14 protein-coding genes and 1 riboswitch are annotated in these 20,350 nt (G+C 70.4%); of the genes, 7 read left to right on the forward strand and 7 right to left on the reverse strand.

All coding sequences use genetic code 11. The annotated features are described in order from the left end of the window. Positions 1–55: 55 nt before the first annotated feature. Positions 56–179, reverse strand: a riboswitch (cobalamin riboswitch). Between the two features lie 142 nt (positions 180–321). From ACFHYQ_RS27055 to ACFHYQ_RS27075, 5 genes are all read right to left on the reverse strand, one after another. Beyond that, on the reverse strand, positions 322–873 hold the full coding sequence (locus ACFHYQ_RS27055; RefSeq protein WP_394303962.1) for a hypothetical protein: 552 nt from the start codon (positions 871–873) through the stop codon (positions 322–324). A 183-nt stretch (positions 874–1,056) separates the two neighbouring features. After that, entirely contained in the window at positions 1,057–1,407 is a 351-nt protein-coding gene (locus ACFHYQ_RS27060) for a hypothetical protein (protein ID WP_394303963.1), read from the reverse strand. Positions 1,408–1,630: 223 nt separating this feature from the next. Further along, complete coding sequence (locus ACFHYQ_RS27065; protein ID WP_394303964.1) at positions 1,631–1,951, reverse strand: hypothetical protein; 321 nt, start codon at positions 1,949–1,951, stop codon at positions 1,631–1,633. Between the two features lie 393 nt (positions 1,952–2,344). Beyond that, on the reverse strand, positions 2,345–5,311 hold the full coding sequence (locus ACFHYQ_RS27070) for an FAD-binding and (Fe-S)-binding domain-containing protein (protein WP_394303965.1): 2,967 nt from the start codon (positions 5,309–5,311) through the stop codon (positions 2,345–2,347). 6 nt (positions 5,312–5,317) lie between these two features. Then, the gene (locus ACFHYQ_RS27075; RefSeq protein WP_394303966.1) at positions 5,318–7,084 is read right to left on the reverse strand and encodes a thiamine pyrophosphate-dependent enzyme; all 1,767 of its coding nucleotides are present in this window, start codon (positions 7,082–7,084) and stop codon (positions 5,318–5,320) included. Between the two features lie 99 nt (positions 7,085–7,183). Here ACFHYQ_RS27075 and ACFHYQ_RS27080 point away from each other — a divergent pair, with 99 nt between their 5' ends. Beyond that, the gene (locus ACFHYQ_RS27080; RefSeq protein WP_394303967.1) at positions 7,184–8,332 is read left to right on the forward strand and encodes an enolase C-terminal domain-like protein; all 1,149 of its coding nucleotides are present in this window, start codon (positions 7,184–7,186) and stop codon (positions 8,330–8,332) included. Here ACFHYQ_RS27080 and ACFHYQ_RS27085 read toward each other — a convergent pair. Then, positions 8,317–11,427: an AfsR/SARP family transcriptional regulator gene (locus ACFHYQ_RS27085; protein WP_394303968.1), complete on the reverse strand. Its 3,111-nt coding sequence runs from the start codon at positions 11,425–11,427 to the stop codon at positions 8,317–8,319. The two genes, ACFHYQ_RS27080 and ACFHYQ_RS27085, sit on opposite strands and share 16 nt — an antisense overlap. A 247-nt stretch (positions 11,428–11,674) precedes the next feature. Next, complete coding sequence (locus ACFHYQ_RS27090) at positions 11,675–11,869, reverse strand: hypothetical protein (protein WP_394303969.1); 195 nt, start codon at positions 11,867–11,869, stop codon at positions 11,675–11,677. 253 nt (positions 11,870–12,122) lie between these two features. On the opposite strand from ACFHYQ_RS27090, the gene ACFHYQ_RS27095 reads away from it, so the two are divergent. From ACFHYQ_RS27095 to ACFHYQ_RS27120, 6 genes are all read left to right on the forward strand, one after another. Further along, the gene (locus ACFHYQ_RS27095; RefSeq protein WP_394303970.1) at positions 12,123–12,461 is read left to right on the forward strand and encodes a hydroxyisourate hydrolase; all 339 of its coding nucleotides are present in this window, start codon (positions 12,123–12,125) and stop codon (positions 12,459–12,461) included. 19 nt (positions 12,462–12,480) lie between these two features. Beyond that, complete coding sequence (locus ACFHYQ_RS27100; RefSeq protein ID WP_394303971.1) at positions 12,481–15,057, forward strand: AAA family ATPase; 2,577 nt, start codon at positions 12,481–12,483, stop codon at positions 15,055–15,057. A 138-nt stretch (positions 15,058–15,195) separates the two neighbouring features. Next, on the forward strand, positions 15,196–16,170 hold the full coding sequence (locus ACFHYQ_RS27105) for a hypothetical protein (RefSeq protein ID WP_394303972.1): 975 nt from the start codon (positions 15,196–15,198) through the stop codon (positions 16,168–16,170). A 173-nt stretch (positions 16,171–16,343) separates the two neighbouring features. Beyond that, complete coding sequence (locus tag ACFHYQ_RS27110; RefSeq protein ID WP_394303973.1) at positions 16,344–17,342, forward strand: DUF1702 family protein; 999 nt, start codon at positions 16,344–16,346, stop codon at positions 17,340–17,342. Between the two features lie 75 nt (positions 17,343–17,417). Beyond that, positions 17,418–18,416, forward strand: a complete 999-nt coding sequence (locus ACFHYQ_RS27115) for a DUF1702 family protein (RefSeq protein WP_394303974.1) — start codon at positions 17,418–17,420, stop codon at positions 18,414–18,416. Then, complete coding sequence (locus ACFHYQ_RS27120) at positions 18,413–20,350, forward strand: CRTAC1 family protein (protein WP_394303975.1); 1,938 nt, start codon at positions 18,413–18,415, stop codon at positions 20,348–20,350. The genes ACFHYQ_RS27115 and ACFHYQ_RS27120 overlap by 4 nt, the downstream gene beginning before the upstream one ends.

A 20,350-nucleotide genomic window follows, 5' to 3' on the forward strand; every position in this document is an offset into this window, starting at 1 on the left:
GCCATGGCGTGTCCTCCCTGGGGGTCCGCGCCCCCGGTCGAAGGTCCGACGGCCGGAGTATCCTGGCTCCCGGATCGACGCTCTCCCCGGCCTTCCCGCCCGTGAGGGCAGTGGCCGCAGTTGAGGATCGCTCCCCGGTGACAGTGGCGGGACCGCGCCGGATTCACACCGGCTTCCTCCACGTCCGTCGCTTGCGGCTCGGAGCCTACACCACATGATCTCCGCCGCGCACCGGGAGGTAAGGAGATTGGAACCTGAAGGTGGGGGCGGGACCGTTCACGCAGGCCCGTGACCGGGCCGAGCGTGCCGACGGTGCGCCGGTCAGCCCATGTCCGGTGCTGCCGGGCCGGGTCCGGCCGGTTGCGGCGGCTGAGCAGGCTGTGGCGGTGCGGCCGCCAGCGCCTCGCCGAGCTGGGGCGGAAGCTTGGGCAGGTGCGGGAGCCGTGTTTTCCGCGATTTCCTCCGCTGTGCCTTCTTCGCGTACCGTAGGAATTTCTTGAGGTCCCGCGGCATGATGAAGACGATCCGCTGGATCACGTTGCAGATCTTGGCGCCCTTGCACTCGGCGGTCTGCGTGGTGGCCACCGGGACCTTCGGAGCGGCTGATTTTTTCTGCTTTTTCTGCTTTTTCTGCTTTTCTTCCTTATGTGATGACGCCTTCGAGGGGCGCCGATCGGATTCGCCGCCACGGCCGTCTTCGACGTTCCTCGGCGTGGGTCTCGGCGTATTCGTCGTCTGATGATGGTCGGGGTTCACGCCGGCGGAGACCGGGAGCGTGCTTCCGCCGACAAGTACGGCAGAAACGGACGCCCCGATCACGAGTAGCGTGGCGAGCGCTTTTCTGGGTGCTTTGCCGTACTGCTGACGCATCATTCGTTTTCGCCCCTGCGGGTTGGACGAGACCGGTAAGGCGCCCGGAGGTCCGGACGCCTTCGTCAGCGTACTTTGCGACGTGCCCCTGAGCCCGTTCGCGGTGATCCAGGGTCAGGTCATCGGTGTGTCATTTCCGTGGAAGTCGGCGTCGGGGTCCGTGGAGCGTCCAGAGAGCGTCCGTGGTCACCATTGGACCCAGAGCCGCTGGTTGACGTTGCACGTCTGCATCCGCTGGTTGCAGACGGCCGCCTGAAAGCTGGCAAGCCCGTTCACAGTGATCGCCGCCTGTTGGGCCGGTGATCCGCCGCTGGTGTTGGTGGCGCTGCCGGTGCCGACGCCGGTGCCAGAGCCGGCGCCACCTGCTCCGTTGCCCGAGACGGCGCCGGGAGCGGCGGGGTGCAGCACCATCGCGTTCGCGGCGACCGGCGAGGATGCCAGCGCTCCAGCAGCCGCGACCGCGAGCGTTGCGAGCGTGAGCCACCGCATGCCGAACCGCCCTCCGGCGAGCGGGACTCCCGCACTGTGACGAACCATTTCCTTCGTGCCCCTATCTGGTCATGAGGTGAGTGGGAACTCCCCGTTTGTATGGACATAACCGGCGTGATATTGACTACCCCCGGCGGGGTGCCCGTCCCCATTTCAGATGATCTACGCTCCAGATCATTACCCGTCCTTTTCTCCCGGCCCCGGCCGTGGTCTCGCAAGGGCATTCCTGATTCGTCTGATCTGTCGGATCGGTTCCACAGCGGTCGTTCGTTCACGGCCAGTACCGGACCCCGGCCGCCTGCTGAAAGTTGCAGGCGTCGAACCCCTGATCGCAGGCGGCGGCCTGAAAGGTGTGATGCCCGTTGATCCCGAAAGTGACCTGCTGGGCGGGGGACCCGGTGCTTGAGTTGATGGGGCTCCCGCTGCCCCTGCCGTTGCCGCCCCCGCCTCCCGGGCCGGTCGACGTGGTAGTGGGAACATCGGGCCGCAGTGCCGCCGCGTTCGCGGCGATCGGCGGGGAGGCGAGAGCTCCCGCGATCACGAGTGCGGCCAGCGCGGACCACCGCATGCCGAGCGCCCTGGCGCGCGTCACCCCCGTACTGTGGCGAAGCATTCTCTTCACGCCCCTATTCGTGCTGTTCATGAGGTGAGCAGAAACTCTCCGGTTTGCCGGGACATAACCGGTGAGAGGGTGCCTACCCGTCGCCGAGGCGTGTGCGACCGCCCAGATGATCTCCGTTCCAGATCATTACCGCTCTTTTTTCCTCCCCTCCCCATCCCTCTCCGCGTGATCTTGCAGTTTCTGTCAAGAGGGCCCGCTCACCAGGGGATTCACACTTCATGATCTTGCACTGCAAGATCATGAAGGGCGTTTCTGCAAGTCGGTGGCCCGAGAGAAAGTTTCTGCAAGATCACGGATGGAATAAGGGCAGGTCAGTGGGTATCGCTGCGAGTATTCGCAAGATCACGCGGGGAGGGGAGGGGGTTAGGTGCTGATGAGGCGTTCTGGGTGGTCGCCCATCGGCGTGCCGCGCTGGGCGGCGGCCAGGATCTCGGCGAGGTGCAGGCCCCGGCGGTCGGAGCCGGAGTGCTCGATCTGCGTGCGGCAGCTGAACCCGTCGGCCAGCACCAGCGTGCCGGGGTCGGCGGCGCGGATCGCGGGCAGCAGCTCGTGCTCGGCGCAGGCCATCGAAACCTCCAGGTGGCCCGCCTCGAACCCGAAGTTCCCGGCCAGGCCGCAGCAGCCGCCGACCGCGTCGAGCCGTACGCCCGCCTCCTCCAGCAGCGCGCGGTCGGCGTCGTAGCCGAACACGGAGTGCTGGTGGCAGTGCGGCTGGGCGACCGCCGCCCGGTCGATCCGCGGCGGGTGCCATCCGTCGGTCCCGGTGAGCAGCTCGGCGAGCGTCCGGGTCTGCTCCCGCAGCCGGGAGACGTCCCGGTCGTGCGGGAACAGGTCGACGGCGTCGGCGCGGAACACCGCCGTGCAGCTCGGCTCCAGGCCGACGATGGGGATCCCTCGGCGCAGCGCGGGCGCGAGGGTCCGCAGTGTACGGCGCAGCACCCGCTTGGCCATGCCGAGCTGACCGGTGGAGATCCAGGTCAGCCCGCAGCACAGGGTGCGCGGCGGCAGGAGGACCCGGTAGCCCGCCTCCTCCAGCACGTCGACGGCGGCCTGCCCGACGTGCGGGGTGAGGTTGTCGGTGAAGGTGTCCGGCCACAGCACCACCGGCCCCCGCCGGCCGTCGCCGCGCGGCCCGCGTCTGCGGTACCAGTCGCGGAAACGCTCCCCGGCGAAGTACGGCACGGGCCGGGCGGGCTCGACCCCGGCCAGCCGCTTGCCGAGCCGGCCCAGCACCGGGGCGTGCGCGAGGGCGTTGACCGTACGCGGGGCCAGCGCGGCGAGCCGCGCCCACAGCGGCAGCCAGCCCATCGAGTAGTGGGCGGCGGGACGGAGCCTGCCGGCGTAGTGATGGGACAGGAACTCGGCCTTGTACGTCGCCATGTCGACCTCCATCGGGCAGTCATGGCGGCATCCCTTGCAGGCCAGGCAGAGGTCGAGCGCGTCGCGCACCGCCTCCGAGCGCCAGCCGTCCTTGACCGCGGAGTCGGCGTGGCCGTTCAGCATCTCGAACAGCAGCCGGGCCCGGCCGCGGGTGGAGTGCTCCTCCTCACCGGTGGCCCGATAGGACGGGCACATCACTCCGCCGCCGTGCTGGCGGCACTTGCCGACGCCGACGCAGCGCATGACCGCCCGCTGGAAGCTGCCCTCGTCCTCGGGATAGCCGAAATGGCGGGCCGGGTCGGCGGGGGTCCACTCCGGGCCCAGCCGCAGGTTCTCGTCCACCCGGTATGGTGCGACGATCTTGCCGGGATTCATTCGGTTGCCCGGGTCGAAAACCGCCTTGACCTGCTCGAAAGCCCTGATCATCACTGGCCCGAACATCTTGGGCAGCAGCTGTCCGCGCGACTGGCCGTCGCCGTGCTCCCCGGACAGCGACCCGCCGTACGACACGACGAGGTCGGCGGCCCGGTCGAGGAAGGCCCGGAACTCGGCCACACCGTCGGCGGTGACCAGATCGAACGGGATGCGGGTGTGTACGCAGCCTTGTCCGAAATGTCCGTACAGTGAGGCCTCGTCGTAGCCGAACTCCCGGAACAGCTCGCGCAGGTCGTTCAGATAGCCGGCGAGCCGCTCCGGTGGGACGGCCGAGTCCTCCCAGCCCTCCCATGTCTCACGCATGCCGGGGACACGGGCGGTGGCGCCCAGGCCGGACTCGCGGACCTCCCACAGCTCCTTTTCCACCTGCTTCTCGTCGGTGAAGTCGATGTGCGGGGCGTGCTCGGTGCGGCGCAGCGCCTCGATCAGGGCGCGGGCCCGGCCGTCGGCGTCCTCACGGGAGTCGCCGCCGAAGGAGACCATGAGCCAGCCGCCGCCCTCGGGCAGCCGGGTCAGGGCGTCGGGATGCATGTGCTTGCGGCGTTCGTAGTCCACGAGCCGGTCGTCCACGCCCTCCAGTTGGAGCGGGTCATACGCGGCGATGTGCGGCACGGCGCGGGCGGCCGCGACGATGTCGTGGTAGCCGAGCAGGACCAGGGCCTCCGCCTTGGGCGCCGGCACCAGGCACAGCTCGGCCCGCAGCACGGTGACCAGCGTGCCCTCCGAGCCGACCAGCGCCTGGGCCAGGTGGAAGTCGCCCTCCGGCAGCAGCCGCTCGAGGTTGTAGCCCGACACCCGCCGGGGGATGTCGGGGAACCGGCGGCGGATCTCGGCGGCGTGCGCGTCGACGATCGAGCGCAGCTCCCGGTAGATCTCCGCACGACGGCCGCCCTCGGAGAGGATCCGCCGGAACTCCCGCTCGTCGGTGGGCCCCACCCACATACGCAGCCCGTCGTAGGTGACGATCTCCAGCCTGGCGATGTTCTCGGCGGTCTTGCCGTACGCCTGGGCGGTGGAACCGCAGGAGTTGTTGCCGATCATCCCGCCGAGCGTGCACTGGCCGTGGGTGGACGGGCGAGGCCCGAACATCAGCCCCGTGCCGGCCAGTTCCCGGTTGAGCACGTCGAGCACGACGCCGGGCTCGACGACGCAGGTCCTCGCCTCGGTGTCCACCGACACCAGGCGGTGGCAGTACTTCGACCAGTCGATGATGACGGCGGTGTTGCAGGTCTGCCCGGCGAGGCTGGTCCCGCCGCCGCGCGAGGTGATCGGCGCGTGGTGCTCGCGGCACACGGCGATCGCCTCCACCGCCGCGTCCACCGTGCGCGGCACCACCACGCCCAGCGGGACCTGACGGTAATTAGACCCGTCGGTCGAGTACGCGCCGCGGGTGCCGGGGTCGAACCGCACCTCGCCGTCGACCCGTTCGGCGAGGTCGCGCTCCAGGTCGCGGAGCCGCACGTACGGCTCGCCGCCGCGGGCGCGGACCGGTGGGGGAAGCATGACGTCGGTCATCGTTGATCACCTGCTCAGCTGGGAGATCTTGTCCTTGAAGAGCGTGGTGGCGATGGACGCCTTGTGCGGCTGCCCCTTCAGGAACGCCTTGGCGAACTTGACCGCCTGGTCGTAGCCGACCTTGCCGGGCATCGGCGGCTCGTCGGGGTTGACGTTCACGTCGACCAGGGCGGGTCCGTCGTGTGCCAGGGCCTGCCGGACGGCCTCGTCGACATCCGCCGGGTCGGTGACCTTGCGGCCGTAACCGCCGCAGGAGCGGGCCCAGGCGGAGAAGTCCGAGGCCGGCCGGCCGAACCGGACACCGTGCTCGGGGAAGCCGAGCACCATCTGCTCCCACAGGATCTGGCCGAGCGAGTCGTTGTTGTTGACGACGACCGTGATCGGGAGGTTCAGGTGGGCGGCGGTGAGGAACTCGGCCATCAGCATGGCGAAGCCGCCGTCCCCGATGAACGCGATCACCTGCCGTCCGGGGAAGGCGAGCTGCGTCGCGATCGCGTACGGCAGGCCGGGCGCCATCGTGGCGAGGTTGCCGGACAGGTAGAACTGCCGGTTCCCTCTGATCGTCCAGTGCCGGGCCGCCCAGGTGGCGATCGTGCCGGAGTCGCAGGTGAGGATGGCGTCGTCGGAGGCCGCCCGGTCGATGCAGCCCATCAGGTACTGCGGGGCGATCGGGTCGCGCTCGGGCGACTGCAGGGCGGTCATGTCGTCGCGCCACCGGTCCATCGCCCGCTGGTACTTCTCCAGGTGGGCGCGGTCGGAGCGGGGCTTCAGCAGCGGCAGCAGGCCGGCCAGCCCCTCCCTGGCGTCCCCGATCATCGGCACCTCGGTGGGCAGGCGCACCCCGGCGCGGATCGGGTCGGCCTCGATCTGCACGACCCGGGTCTTGCCCGGCTCGGGCAGGTGCTTGGTGTAGGGGAAGTTGGTGCCCACCATCAGCAGCGTGTCGCAGTCTTCGATCAGTTCCTCGCCCGGCCGGGTGCCCAGCAGGCCGATCCCGCCCACGGCGTACGGAGAGTCGTCGGGGATGACGGCCTTGCCCGGCAGCGTCTTGATCACCGGTGCGCCCAGCACCTCGGCGACCGCGAGCACCTCCTCGCGGGCGTGCAGCGCGCCGGCCCCGGCGAGGATGGCCGGTCTCTCGCTCGCGTTCAGCACGTCGGCCGCCGCCTCCAGGTCCTCGGTGCGCGGCATTCCCGGCGGGGACAGGTAGATCGGCGCGGTCGCCGGCGGCGTGGCCGGGGCCACGTGCTGGTACGGGTCCTGGGTGGCGGGTGCCACCTGGACGTCGTTGGGGAGGCTGAGATGGGCCACGCCGCGGCGGGCGTAGGCGGTGCGGACCGCGATGTCGACCACACCGGGGAGCTGTGTCGGGTTGTCGACGATCAGGTTGTACTCGGCGACGTCGGCGTAGAGGTGGTCGAGGTGGACCTCCTGCTGATAGCCGGTCCCCAGCACGCTGGTCTCCTGCATGCCGGTGATCGCCAGCACGGGCTGATGGTCCAGCTTGGCGTCGTAGAGCCCGTTGAGGAGGTGGATGCCGCCGGGTCCCGAGGTGGCCAGGCACACGCCGAGGCGGCCGGTCGCCTTGGCGTGCGCGGTCGCCATGAATGCGGCCGCCTCCTCGTGGTGGACGAGGACGAACCGGACCCGGTCGGACTGGCGGCGCAGCCCTTCCATTATTCCGTTGATGCCGTCGCCGGGGATGCCGAAGATCGTGTCGACACCCCAGTCGGCCAGCCGTTCGATGAGTACTTCAGCGGCGATATCGGTCATACTCTGCCGCCTTGCCGCGATGTGATGCAGCAAACCACCGCTTTCCGGAAAATCCGGAAAAGCCGGAAGATTGCGAAATGTGACGGGTAGGGGGATGAGGTGACGACGAACCCCGAGACGACGAGCCCCGAGACGACCGATGAAGTGATCGGCGCCGTGATTGATGACGTGCGCGCGGCGGCCTACCGGGTGCCGACCGACCGGCCCGAGGCCGATGGGACCTTCGCCTGGGACGCCACGACGATGGTGGTGGCCGAGATCCGCACCGGGGAGGTCACGGGCACGGGCTGGACCTACGCGCCGGCGGCCGCCGCACCGTTCGTCGCCGAGATGCTGGCCCCGGTGGTGACCGGCGCGGCTGCGCTGGACATCCCCGGCATCTGGCAGGCGATGGCGGGCCGGGTGCGCAACGCCGGTCGACCCGGGCTCGCCTTCTACGCGATCTCCGCCGTCGACGTCGCCCTGTGGGACCTCAAGGCGCGGCTGCTGGGCGTTCCGCTGGTGAGCCTGTTCGGCGCCGCCCGCGACCGGGTCCCGGTGTACGGCTCGGGCGGCTTCACCACCTATGACGATGACGCGACGGCCGCCCACTTGCGGCACTGGGTGCACGAGCGGGGCATCCCACGCGTGAAGATCAAGATCGGTGAGTCGTGGGGCACGGCTCCCGCCCGCGATCTGCACCGCGTCGCCCTCGCCCGTGAGGTCATCGGCCCGGACGCCGAGTTGTACGTCGACGCCAACGGCGGCTACCCGGCCAAGCAGGCCGTCCGCATGGAGCGCCGGATGCGCGACCACGACGTGCGCTGGTTCGAGGAGCCGGTGTCGTCCGACGACCTGGCCGGCCTGCGGCTCGTGCGCGAACGGGCCGACGCCGACGTCGCGGCCGGCGAGTACGGCGGGGACCAGGACTACTTCACCCGGATGTGCGAGGCGGACGCGGTCGACTGCCTGCAGATCGACGCCACCCGCTGCGGTGGCTTCACCGGCTGGTTCGGCGCGGCGGCGGTCGCGGCGGGACACAACCTCCAGGTGTCGGCGCACTGCGCGCCGAACCTGCACGTTCCGGCGGCGGCGGCGACGCCCAACCTGCGTCACGTGGAGTGGTTCCACGATCACGTGCGGATCGAGAGCGAGCTGTTCGACGGGGCGGCCGACCCGGCCGGCGGCGCCGTGCGCGTGGGCGCTGACAGACCCGGTCTCGGCCTGACGCTACGGCACGGCGCCGCCGAGCGCTATCGCGTCGCCTGACCGCGTCCCCTGACCGCGCCCCCGGGTCCTCTGACCGCGCCCCCGGCTTCGGGGCGGGCCCGGCGGATGTTGCGGGCGGCTCTCGGGTCGATCCGCTCGGTGAGCGTCAGCGCCCGGTGCAGGGACGCGTCGGCCGCCGCGTCCTCGCCCAGTGCCAGCAGCACCTCGCTGAGCATGACCAGTGTCCGGGCCTCTTCGAGCGGGGCCTGCATCTTGCGGAAGAGCGTGACGGCTCGCTGGAAGTGGGCGGCGGCCAGCGACAGGTCGCTCTCGGCCTGTGCCAGCTCGCCGAGCCCGACCAGTACCCGGGCCTCGGCGATGTGTTGCTGGGAGGTGACGGCCAGATCCAGGGCGCCGCGCAGGGCGGCGTCGGCCTCGGCGAACTGGTGCTGTCGTAGATAGGCGATGCCCAGGCCGTGCAGCGCGTACGCCTCGCCGGTGGGGTCGCCGGTGTCGCGCACGATCGACAGTGCCTCGTCGAACGCCTGAACGGCGAGGGGCACCTCCTCCGACTGCAGGTGGCCGTGCCCCATGCGGTGCAGGACCTGGGCGCTCACCCTCCTGCTTCCCCCGGATCTGCTGAGCGTCAGCGCCTCCGACAGCAACGGCATGGCCCCGTCGAGGTCGTCGCACTCCAGCCTGAGCTGGGCGAGGTTGTGCAGGGTGTACGCCGCGCCGACCTCGTCGCCGGACTCGCGGAAGATCTCCAGGGACAGCTCGTAGTGCCGTACCGCTTCGTCGAGACGGCCGTTCATCCGGTGGAGGAACCCGAGGTTGCGCGTGGCGACCGCCATGCCCTGGTCGTCGCCGATCTCCTGGAACAGCTCGGCCGCGGCCTCGAAATGCCGCTGCGCGTCGACGAACCGCTGCTCGTTGACGCACAGCGTGCCCATCCAGTGGAGCACGGTGGCCTGGCCGCGGTCATCGCCTGCCTGCCTGGTCACATCCAGCGCGATCTCATGGGTCTCCCGCCAGTCGTCGAGATAGACCCGGGACTCGAAGAACGGCACGGCGTTGACCGCCAGGCTCCAGCACAGATCGGTGAAGCCCGCCTGGGCCGCCTGGCGGATGCCGGAGACGATGACCAGCCGCTCTCGCTCGAACCACGCCAGCGGCGCGGCGACGATCTGGTCGACCAGATGCGACGGCAGCGACCAGCGGGCGGCGCCGCTCTGGATGAGTACGTCCGTGCCGTACTCGCGGTGCCGCGCGGCGTCGGCGAGGAAGAGCAGTCCGCCGAGCACCCTGGCCAACGCCGCGTTGCGCTCGGCCGGGGGCTCCTCCGCGGCCAGGCGCTCACGGGCGAACACGCGGATGAGGTCGTGGAATCGGTAGCGCGCGTGCACCCCGCGCCCGACGCCGGTCGTCTCCACGAGCTGGGCGTCGGCGAGGTCGTCCAGCAGGTCCTGGGAGTCGGTGAGCGGCCGGTCGAGGAGCGCCGCGCTCGTCCAGGCGGAGAAGACGTGCGTGTCGAGGATGGCCAGCCGCCGGAACAGCCGACGAGCCTCCTCGCTCACGGCCTCATAGGTCAGCGAGATGCTGGCCCTGATCCCCATCTCGCCATGTTCGAGCTCATCGAGCCTGCGGGTCTCGTCCTTGAGCCGATCCACGAGTTGCCCGATGCTCCAATGCGGACGCGCCGACAGCCGGGCGCCGGCGATGCGCAGGGCCAGGGGCAGCCGGCCGCACAGCTCGGCGAGCGCGGCGGCGTCCTGTGACTCAGCCTGCACACGCTCGCCGCCGGCGATTCGCGACAGCAGGTCGATCGACTGCGCGGGGTCGAAGACGTCCACGTCGACATGCACGACGCCGGCCAGTCCGGCGAGGCGGCTGCGGCTCGTGACGATGACGGCCGAGGCCGGATTGCCGGGCAGCAGCGGCAGGACCTGGCTCTCGCTGCCCACGTCGTCGAGCACGATGAGCATCCTGCGGTCGGCCAGCAGCGCCCGGTACATCTCGGCGCGTTCTTCCACACCGTCGGGCAGCGCGGTCCCGGGCACGCCGAGCACGCGTAGGAACCGTTCGAGCACCTGCATCGGGCTGACGGGGCGGCTCACCCCGCCGTGCAGGTCGGCGAAGAGCTGGCCGTCGGGGAAGTGCCCGACGACGCTGTGGGCGGCGTGTACCGCGATCGTGGTCTTGCCGATCCCCGCCTTGCCGACCACGGTCACGACGGGTACGGCCAGGCGCGCCGACCCGTTGGGCTCGTTCGTCAGCCGTTCGTGGATCTCGCGGACCTGCTTGACGCGTCCGGTGAAGTCCGCGATGTCGGTCGGGAGCATGCCGGGCACGCTCGGTACGCTGACCGGGGGTTCGATGCCGGCCTCGACGGGCGGCTCGGACAGCTTGAGGCTCTCGTCGGAGGTGAGGATCGCGTACTCGAGCTGCTGCAGCCGCTCGTTGGGCTCGATGCCCAGCTCCTCGATCATGGTATGGCGCGCGCGCCGATAGACCTCGAGCGCCTCGACCTGGCGGCCGGAACGGTACAGGGCCGTCATGAGCTGGCCGCGGAGCCGTTCGCGCAGCGGGTGCTCTTCGGCGAGCCGAGTGAGCTCGCCGACCAGCTCGTGGTGCCTGCCGAGCTCGAGTTCGAGCTCGATGCAGTCCTCGTTGGCGGTGATCCGATGCTCGTCTAGCCGACCGGCCGCGGCCTGCACCAGCGGGCTGTCGATGCTCTCCAGGGCCGGTCCGCGCCACAGCCGCAGCGCCTCCCGATAGTGCTTGACCGCCATGTCGTAGGCGCGGCCGTCGCGGGCCCGGCGGGCCTGGAGGATGAGGCGCTCGAATCGGTTGGCGTCGAGCACGTCGTCCTCGACCGTGATCGCGTATCCCTGCCCCCGCGTGGAGATCACTCCGGGCGGTCCGCCCGCGCCGGAGAGGAGACGGCGCAGGGCGGAGATGCAGATCTGCACCTGAGCCCGCGAGGTGCTGGGGGGATCGTCGCCGTAGATGGCCTCCATCAGACGTGAGGTGGTGACCGGTCGGCCGGCGTCCAGGAGTAGGACCGCGAGAACCGTCTGTTGTCGCACGCCACCGAGATCTACCCGGTGACCGCGCACTTCAGCTTCGAGATCCCCCAGAATGCGAAACTCCACTCGCATCTCCTGACAAAACCGCGGCACTTATCGGACGAAACTCGTACGATATAATATCCGCCGCGGCTCGTTAATCGTCGGAACGATTCCCGGTGCCTACGGCGGTCCTATGTGTAGTATGTCGCGTTCGTGCGATAGTACCCCCAATGCTCGGATCGGGCTAGACGGAGGCCCATCTGGCAATGAATCTTTCCGAAAGAACGCGAAAGGCCGGGGACACCAGGTCCCCGGCCGCCGGCAGACGTGATCAGCCCCACGGCGTCCCGGGCTGGACGGTGGGAGTGGGGGTGGGGGCGGCCGTGCCGGCCGGGGCGGGCAGCGGGGGAACGTCGCCGGCCGCCGCGGCGGGAGCGCCCAGCGCCGCAAGGCCGGCCGCCGTGACGGTGACGGCGAAAATGGCGGAGGAGGCGAGTCGGGCGACGCGTCGAGTGGTGTCGTTCATTTCTGAGCTACCTCGGCTTCCTGGCACGGTCTGCGTGAGTTCGCGAGCGATCAGTCGATCTGCTCTCACCGTGACAGCGGCGGCCATCCGCTCATTATCGCGCCGCTTCCGGACCGCCATCGTCGTCCGATATCGAGAGAAATAGACGACCAATAGCGCGGCGATGCCGTACCGATAGCGGTGCTCGGGAGGCTTGACCCAGACTCGCCGGCGTGGGTTCCGGCTGAGCAGGTGCAAGGTGGGTGACCATCACATGGGTATCGTGGTGCAGGCGCAGGATGGCGTCTACGGCCGGTCGGCCGCCGGTGTCCTTGCCCGTCTCGAACAGGCGGAGAACGGCCACTGGAAGGGCGTGGCCGAGGCCGAGACCGATCCGGAGGGGCGCGTCAGGGGATGGCGCGGCCGCAAGTTCGACCGGGGGCTCTACCGCCTCGTGCTCGACAGCGGCCGCTACTTCGTCGGCCTCGGACTCAGTGCGGCCTATCCGGAGATAGCCCTCCAGTTCCGGCTGCAGGACGAGACGGACTCCTGTCAGATCCACATCCTGATCTCGCCGTGTTCCTACTCCGCGTATTTCGGCGCGCTGAGCTGACTCGCAGGAGGCAGCGATCATGAGCTTGGCTGAACGAGACGAGGAGATGACCCGCCTGACGGGCCTGCTCGCCGGCGCGGTCGCGGGAAAGGGCAGGATCGTGCTGGTCAACGGCGCCGTCGCGGTCGGCAAGAGCGAGCTGCTGCACGCCTTCGCCGAGCGGTGCCTGGACCTGGGGGCGCTGCCGGTCGTGGCGACCGCCTCGCGGATGGAGCGGAGCCTGCCGCTCGGCGTGCTGGGCCAGCTCATCCAGGACGCGCCGCTGGTCGCGCAGGAGCGTGAACGAGCGGTCGCCCTGCTGAATGAGGGCGCGAGCGGGGTGCTCCCGAGCGTGATCTCCTGGGGACTCCGGCTCGACGTCCTCCAGCAGGTGGACGCCCAGATCGTCCACGGGCTGTGCACGATCCTGCTGGAGCTGTCCGAGCGCTATCCGCTGGTGATCGTCGTCGACGACGCGCACCACGCCGACCGCGCCTCGCTGCTCTGTCTGGCCTATCTGGCGAGGCGGGTGCGGGCCGCCAGAATCATGATGGTGCTCGGGCGGTGCGACCACGGACCGCACGACGCGCTGTTCGACACCGAGCTGCTGCGCCAACCGCACTGCCACCGGATCCGGCTCGCCCCGCTGTCGCGGTCGGGCATCGTCTCCGTGGTCGCCGATCGGCTCGGCCGGGCGACGGCCGAGCTGTCGGCCGACGACTGGTACGCGCTCAGCGGCGGCAATCCGCTGCTGGCCGCCGCGCTGGCCGACGACTACCAGGACGCCGCACGCCTGGGTGAACCGCCGGCCGGGGTCGTGGTGGGCGACCGGTACGGCCAGGCCGTACTGTCGTGCCTGCACCGCGCCGGCCCGCGGACGCTCAAGGCGGCCCGGGGACTGGCGGTTCTCGGCATCTCCAATGACGCAGGCCACTCCGGAAATCTCCGCCGGCCTGCACATCTCCGCCACCCTGCACATCTCCGCCACCCTGCACATCTCGGCCACCCTGCACATCTCGGCGACCCTGCACATCTCGGCCATCTCGCCGAGCTGCTCGGTCTCGGCAGCGCCGACGTCGAGCGGGAGCTGGCCGCTCTCGCCGCCGACGGCCTGATCAGCCAGGGTGGTTTCCGGCACGAGGTGGCTCGCGTCGCCGTACTGACCGAGATGGACTGCGGGCAGCGGATGGGCCTGCACGCCCATGCCGCCGAGCTGCTCCACGCCGCCGGGGCGGCTCCGCCCGCGGTCGCCCAGCACCTGATCGAGGCGGGTCCGGTGGACGCGCCCTGGGTCGTCCCGGTTCTGGAGGAGGCGGCCAGGGCCGCGCTGCGGGCCGGACACGTGCGGCCGGCCATCGCCTATCTCCGCCTCGCGGGGCGTGAATGCGCCGACGAGGACCGACGGGCGAGGATCACCATGATGCTGGTGCGGGCCGAGTGGCGGATCGACCCCGGCACGCCCGCCCCCCACTTCGCGGCACTGGTCGACGCGGTGCGGCGGGGCAGCCTGCGGGGAGAGGACGTCGTGGTGCTGGGGCGGGCGCTGCTGTGGCACGGCCGGTTCGACGACGCCCGCGATGTGCTGGAGCACATGAACCGGATCGGCGAGGTGGCCGATCCGGAGACGCGCATCGAGCTGATGGTCACCCGGCTGTGGCTGCGCGCCACGATTCCGCCGCTCCAGGTCCACCTGGGCCACCCGGCGGGGGAGCGGGGCATCGAAGCCGCCGTCTCACCGGAGGCGAACCGGCGGCTGGAGTCGGCCGTCGTCCTCGCCGAGGTCCTCTCCAGGGGGCCACGCGAGGAGGACCTGGATGCCGTCGAGCGGATCCTGCACGCCTGCCACCGCGACGGGACCTCGACCGACACCCTGGAGAACGGTCTCCTGGCTCTCGCCTACGCCGGCCGCTGCGAGCGCGCCGCCTCGTGGTGTGAGCTTTTCGGCCTGCAGGCCTCGTCCGGGCACATGCCCAGCCGGCGGGCCAGGATCGCCGCCGTCCGCGCCGAGATCGCCGTCCGCCAGGGCGACATGCGGTGTGCGGAGCACCAGGCCCGCCTCGCCCTCGACATCGTCCCACCGAGCAGTTGGGGGGTCGCCGTCGGCGGTCCCTTGTCCAGCCTCGTGCTCGCGCTGACGGCGACGGGCAGGCACGAGGAGGCCGGGGATCACCTCGACAGGCCGGTTTCCGAGGCGATGTTCCAGACGCGGTACGGTCTGCACTACCTGTACGCACGGGGACGTCACCGCATGGCGACCGGGCATACGGCGGCGGCGCTTCGGGACTTCCAACTCTGCGGCGAACTCATGACCGCGTGGGACCTCGACGTGCCCGAACTCGTCTCCTGGCGCGCCGGCTCCGCGGAGGCCCGCCTGCGGACCGGGCGGACGGCGGCCCCTGAGCCGGCCGACCTGCTGAGCGGCGCCGAGCGCCGGGTCGCCGGCCTGGCGGCGGCCGGACACACCAACCGGGAGATCGCGGAGAAGCTCTACATCACGGTCAGCACGGTCGAGCAGCACCTGACGCGCACCTACCGAAAACTGAAGATCACCCGAAGGGCCGATCTGCCGTCGATCCTGCAGGCCCCGGCGGAGTCCGGCGAGCACGCCGTCGTCTGAGCTTCTCGGGTCCCGCCGGCCGCGCCTCAGGGGAGCGAGCATCCTGGAGGTAGCCCCGTCTCGATCACGGGCGGATTCTGGGGAGAAAGGGTAACCGCGGATCCGGCGTCGCCGGCCCCGTCCCCGGAGGAGTTCGAGATGGCAACTCACCATTCCGTCCTGGAGCCGCCGACGGTCGCCCCGGTGGCGACATCGGTGTTCGTCAACGGGCACTTCCCCCGCAGGCGAGGGCTGATCGTCCTGCTCGCGAGCCTGGTCGGATTCCTGCTCACGGTGGTCTGGTCGGCCGAGTTCGTCGACCAGACGATCGGCGACAACGTCGCCAACACCTTGCTCGGGCACGACGCGAAGGCGACGCCGATCGCCGGTGTCGCCGCCGGCGTCGTCTTCGCGTTCGTCTCGGGGCTGGCGGGAACGTTCACCGCCTGCAACATCGCGGCGTTCGGCGTGGTGGCTCCGATGATGGGCACGGCGGGCCGGCGCTGGGCGAGGCTGGCCCACGCGCTGAGACCCCTCGGCTGGATGTCGGCCGGCATGGTCACGGTGTCCGCCGTCTACGGCGCGGTCGTCGGTCTCGTGGGCACGCGCATGCCGCAGTTCTCCACGGCGCCGGTCGCCCCCGGCGCGATGCCGCCGCGTCTGATCCAGTCGCTGGTCGTGTTCGGCGTCATCGGGCTGGTGATGCTCTACCTCGGCCTGTCCGCGCTCGGCCTCGTACCGGATCCGTTCGCGCGGATCGCGCGGCGGTTCCCGAACGCGCCGATGGTGTTCATGGGCGCGCTGATCGGCGGCTTCCTGATCGGCCGCCCGTTCCCGCTGTTCCGGCAGATGTTCCGGAGCGCGGCGGAAAGCGGTAATCCGCTGTACGGCGCGGCCGCCTTCGCCCTGCAGTCCCTCGGCAACATCGTCGTCATGGCGGTGCTGTTCCTCGCCCTCACCCATCTGGCCGGCGGCAGGCTCCGGAACTGGCTGGCCGCCAGGCCGGCCCGGATCGCGGTCCTGACCGCGACCGCGCTGATCGTCGCCGGCGTCTTCACCTTCCTCTACTGGGACGTGCGCCTGCTCGCCCGCCGGGAGATCCTTCCCTGGTATCCGACCGCGCCCTGGGTGTGACCGCCATATCGTCAGTGCCTGCCGCGAGCCCCCGCCCGAAGCGGGGGCTCGCGCATTTTCACATCAAATACCAGTGGTGATTAATCACCTGGAGTGTCGCAATCCGGGAGATGTGTCAAAGTATCCCGCATATGACCATGGAATGGTGCAGCCGTAGGTGAGGAGAACCATTCATGGCAAAGCTGATCGGTTCGGTGCGCAGACTTCTGCTGGCCCCGTCATTGGCTGATGTGACCTTCGACGCGCGGGGTTTTCCCGGTCCTGCCACGGAGGCCACCCGCCGATTGGAAGCGATTCCTCAGGCGGTGGTGTGCGGATTCGAGTGGGGGATCGACGCCGCGGATCAGTGGGAGATCGAGCGCAGGCTGAGCATGGTCGATCAGGAGCTGCGCGGCTTCGCCTACGAGGGCGCGACGATGGCCTTCACCATCCTCGACGCGATGGGCGGCGGACGAGGGCGGCGTACCCGCGACCTGTTGCTCGGGCCGGGGCGGCCGCACATCTTTCTCACCTACATCGGCATCGGGTTCGCCATGGCCCGGCTGCCCCGGCCGCTGTGGCGCAAGGTGATGCCCGACCTGAGCGGCTCGGCCTACCACCCCACGATGAGCTGGCTGGCGGTCGACGGGTACGGCTTCGACCGCGCCTACTTCGACACCCGGCGATGGGTCGACGAGCAGCGGGTGCCCGAGCCGTACCCGTGGGAGGGCTCGCCCGGGTACTTCACCCGGGCCGTGGACCAGGGCATCGGCCGGGCGCTGTGGTTCATCCACGGCGCGCGGGCGGCCGACGTCGCCACCGCGGTGGGGCGCTTCGCGAGCCATCGGCAGGCGGACCTGTGGAGCGGGGTGGGCCTGGCCGCCGTCTTCGCCGGCGGGTGCGGAGCCGACGCGCTCGCGACGCTGCGCCGTACGGCCGGGGAGCATCACGCCGAACTGGCCCAGGGGGCGGTGTTCGCCGCCAAGGCCAGGGACTACGCCGGCTTCGTGCCGCCCCACACCGAGGTCGCCGCCTCCGCCCTGGCGGGCCTTTCCGTACGCGACGCCGTCGCGCTCGCCGACGACACCGCCGTTGAGCCCACCGCGCCCGGCCCGGTTCCCCCATACGAACTGTGGCGGACCCGGGTGCGCGCCCGTTTCGAATTGGCGAATCAAATCGGCCGCCCCGGATGACATTCCTATGTTTGTGATCGGTGATATCTACGCTATTTCCGAGAAAAGTGCCGATCGGAAGGACGGTAGAGGTAGTTGACGAGTTTTCTTCGGACGCTGAGACGCAGGATCCTGACGCCCGACATTTCGGAGACGAAGCTCGCGACCCGCGGTTTCCATGTGAAGAGCCCGGAGGCCAGAGATCTGCTGGAGACGGTCGGCGCCACTTTTCTCACCGGGTACGGCCATGCCGTACAGGCGCGGACCCCGGCCGAGGCGGAGGAGCACCTGGAGCGGGTCCCGCGCCGCTTCCGGGGCTTCGCCTACGAGGGCGCCGGCATGGCGCTGGCCGTCCTCGACGCGCTGCCGCTGCCGGGCGGGCGCAGGGTCGACGACTTCCTCGCCGGCCGCGGTGACCGGCACATCTACATGGTCTATGTCGGCATCGGCTGGGCGATGGCCCGGCTGCCGAGATTCCGATGGCCCCGGGCCGATGCCCTCGACCCGCTGCTGCGGTGGCTGGTGCTGGACGGTTACGGATTCCATCAGGCCTACTTCCGGACCGAGCAGTACGTGCACCGCCAGTACCGGGACCCGGCCTTCCCGTGGCCGTCCGGCGGCGCCGCATCCCCGGCCGACCGGGCCTACGCCGGCCGGGCGATCGACCAGGGCATCGGGCGGGCCCTGTGGTTCGTCGCCGGCACCGACGCGGACCGGGCGGCGTCCCTGATCGCGGCCTTCCCCGAGCACCGGCACCCGGACCTGTACGCGGGCGCCGGGCTGGCGGCGACCTACGCGGGCGGCGCCGACGAGGCCGAACTGCGGAGGTTCTGGGAGAACGCCGGCGCCCACCGGTCCCAGATCGCGCAGGGTTGCGCGTTCGGAGCGGAGGCCAGAGTGCGGGCGGGACTGCTCGTCCCGCACACCACGCTGGCCGCCGAGATCTTCTGCGGCATGACGGCCGAGCAGGCGGCCGGGGTCACCCAGCAGGTCCGCCCGCGGGAGCCGGTCCAGGGCGGGGAGCTCCCCGCCTATGAGGTCTGGCGGCAGCACGTCGCCGACGAGTTCGTATCCCTTGGAGGTGTTACCCGGTGACCGCGATACTTGGCCGGCTGCGCAGGCAGCTGGCGGGCGTCGTCGCCCTCGTGCTGGTCGCGAGCGTCTTCCTGGTCGCTCGCCTGCCGTCGTACTCCGCCGCCGAGACGGCGGAGACGGCGGGTAAGTACTCGTTCAAGCCGACGTCCATCGCCCTGCCCGGCGGTTACGCCCAGCAGTCGATCCGCGAGGTCAACAAGGACTACTCGCACATCGACGCCTGGATCTCCTCGGTCGGCGCGGCGATCGCGATGAACGACCTCGACGGCGACGGGCTCGCCAACGACCTGTGCCTCGTCGACACCCGCATCGACCAGGTCGTCGTCACGCCGGTCCCCGACGCGCGCTCCGGCCGGTACCAGCCGTTCGCGCTGAACCCGGGCACGCTGCCGATGAACGACCACATGGCCCCCATGGGCTGCGTCCCCGGCGACTTCAACGAGGACGGCCGGCTCGACCTGCTCGTCTACATGTGGGGGCGTACCCCGATCGTCTACCTGGCCAAGCCCGGGGTGCCCAAGCTGAGCGCCGAGGCCTACCAGCCGGTCGAACTGGTGCCCGGGCCGAACTCCACCGACGGCGTCTACACCGGCCCGCAGTGGAACACCAACGCCGCGACCGTGGCCGACTTCGACGGCGACGGGCACGACGACATCTTCATCGGCAACTACTTCCCCGACGGCCCGGTGCTCGATCCCACCGTCAGCGGCGGCGTGCAGATGAACGACTCCATGTCCACCGCCTTCAACGGCGGCGAGGACTATTTCTTCCGCTGGACCGGGGCCACCGCCGGTGACACGCCCTCGGTCTCCTTCCAGCGGCACGATGACGTCCTGCCCGAGGACGTGTCGAGGGGCTGGGAGCTCGGCGCCGCCGCGCTCGACCTGGACGGCGACCAACTCCCCGAGCTGTACCTGGCCAACGACTTCGGCCCGGACCGGCTGCTCTACAACCGCTCCAGCCCCGGTCACATCAAGTTCTCGCTCGTCGAGGGCGTGCGCACCCCACTGATCCCCAAGTCGAAGTCGCTCGGCCACGACTCCTTCAAGGGCATGGGCGTCGACTTCGGCGACCTGAACCACGACGGCCTGTACGACCTGTTCGTCAGCAACATCACCACGTCGTGGGGCATCGAGGAGAGCAACTTCCACTTCGTCTCGACAGCGAGGGACCAGGCCGACCTGCGGGCCAGGCTGCGCGCCGGCGAGGCGCCGTGGCGGGACGAGAGCGGACCGGCCGGTACGGCATGGTCGGGCTGGGGCTGGGACGTCAAGATCGACGACTTCGACAACAGCGGTGAGCCCGCCATCGTCCAGGCCACCGGCTTCGTGAAGGGTCAGACCGACCGCTGGCCGCAGCTCCAGGAGCTGGCCACGGCCAACGACGGCCTGCTACGGCACCCGACCGCGTGGCCGAACGTCCGGGCCGGCGACGACATCGCGGGCCACCAGACCCTGCACTTCTTCGCCAAGGGACCAGCCGGACGCTACGTGGACCTGGCTCCCGAGCTCGGCCTGGCCGTACCGGTGCCGACCCGCGGCATCGCGACCGGGGACGCCGACGGCGACGGCCGGCTGGACTTCGTGGTCGCCAGGCAGTGGGACGACCCGGTCTTCTACCACAACGAGAGCCCGTCTCCCGGGTCCTACCTGTCGCTGCGGCTGCTCCGGGAGAGCGGCTCGCCGGCCACCGGGGCGCAGGTGATCGTGACGACCGCCGACGGCCGCACGCTGATCGGCCGGGTCGACGGGAGCAGCGGCCACTCCGGCCGGCGCAGCACCGACGTGCACATCGGGCTCGGAGCCGGCGTCGTCGAGCCGGTGCAGGCGCACCTGCGCTGGCGTGACCGCACCGGTGAGGTGCGTGACCAGGACCTCCTTCTGACTCCGGGCCGGCACACCATCACGCTCGGCAACCAGGCCAAGGAGAAGTGA

It is taken from the genome of Sphaerimonospora cavernae (assembly GCF_042435035.1).
Lineage (GTDB): Bacteria > Actinomycetota > Actinomycetes > Streptosporangiales > Streptosporangiaceae > Sphaerimonospora > Sphaerimonospora cavernae.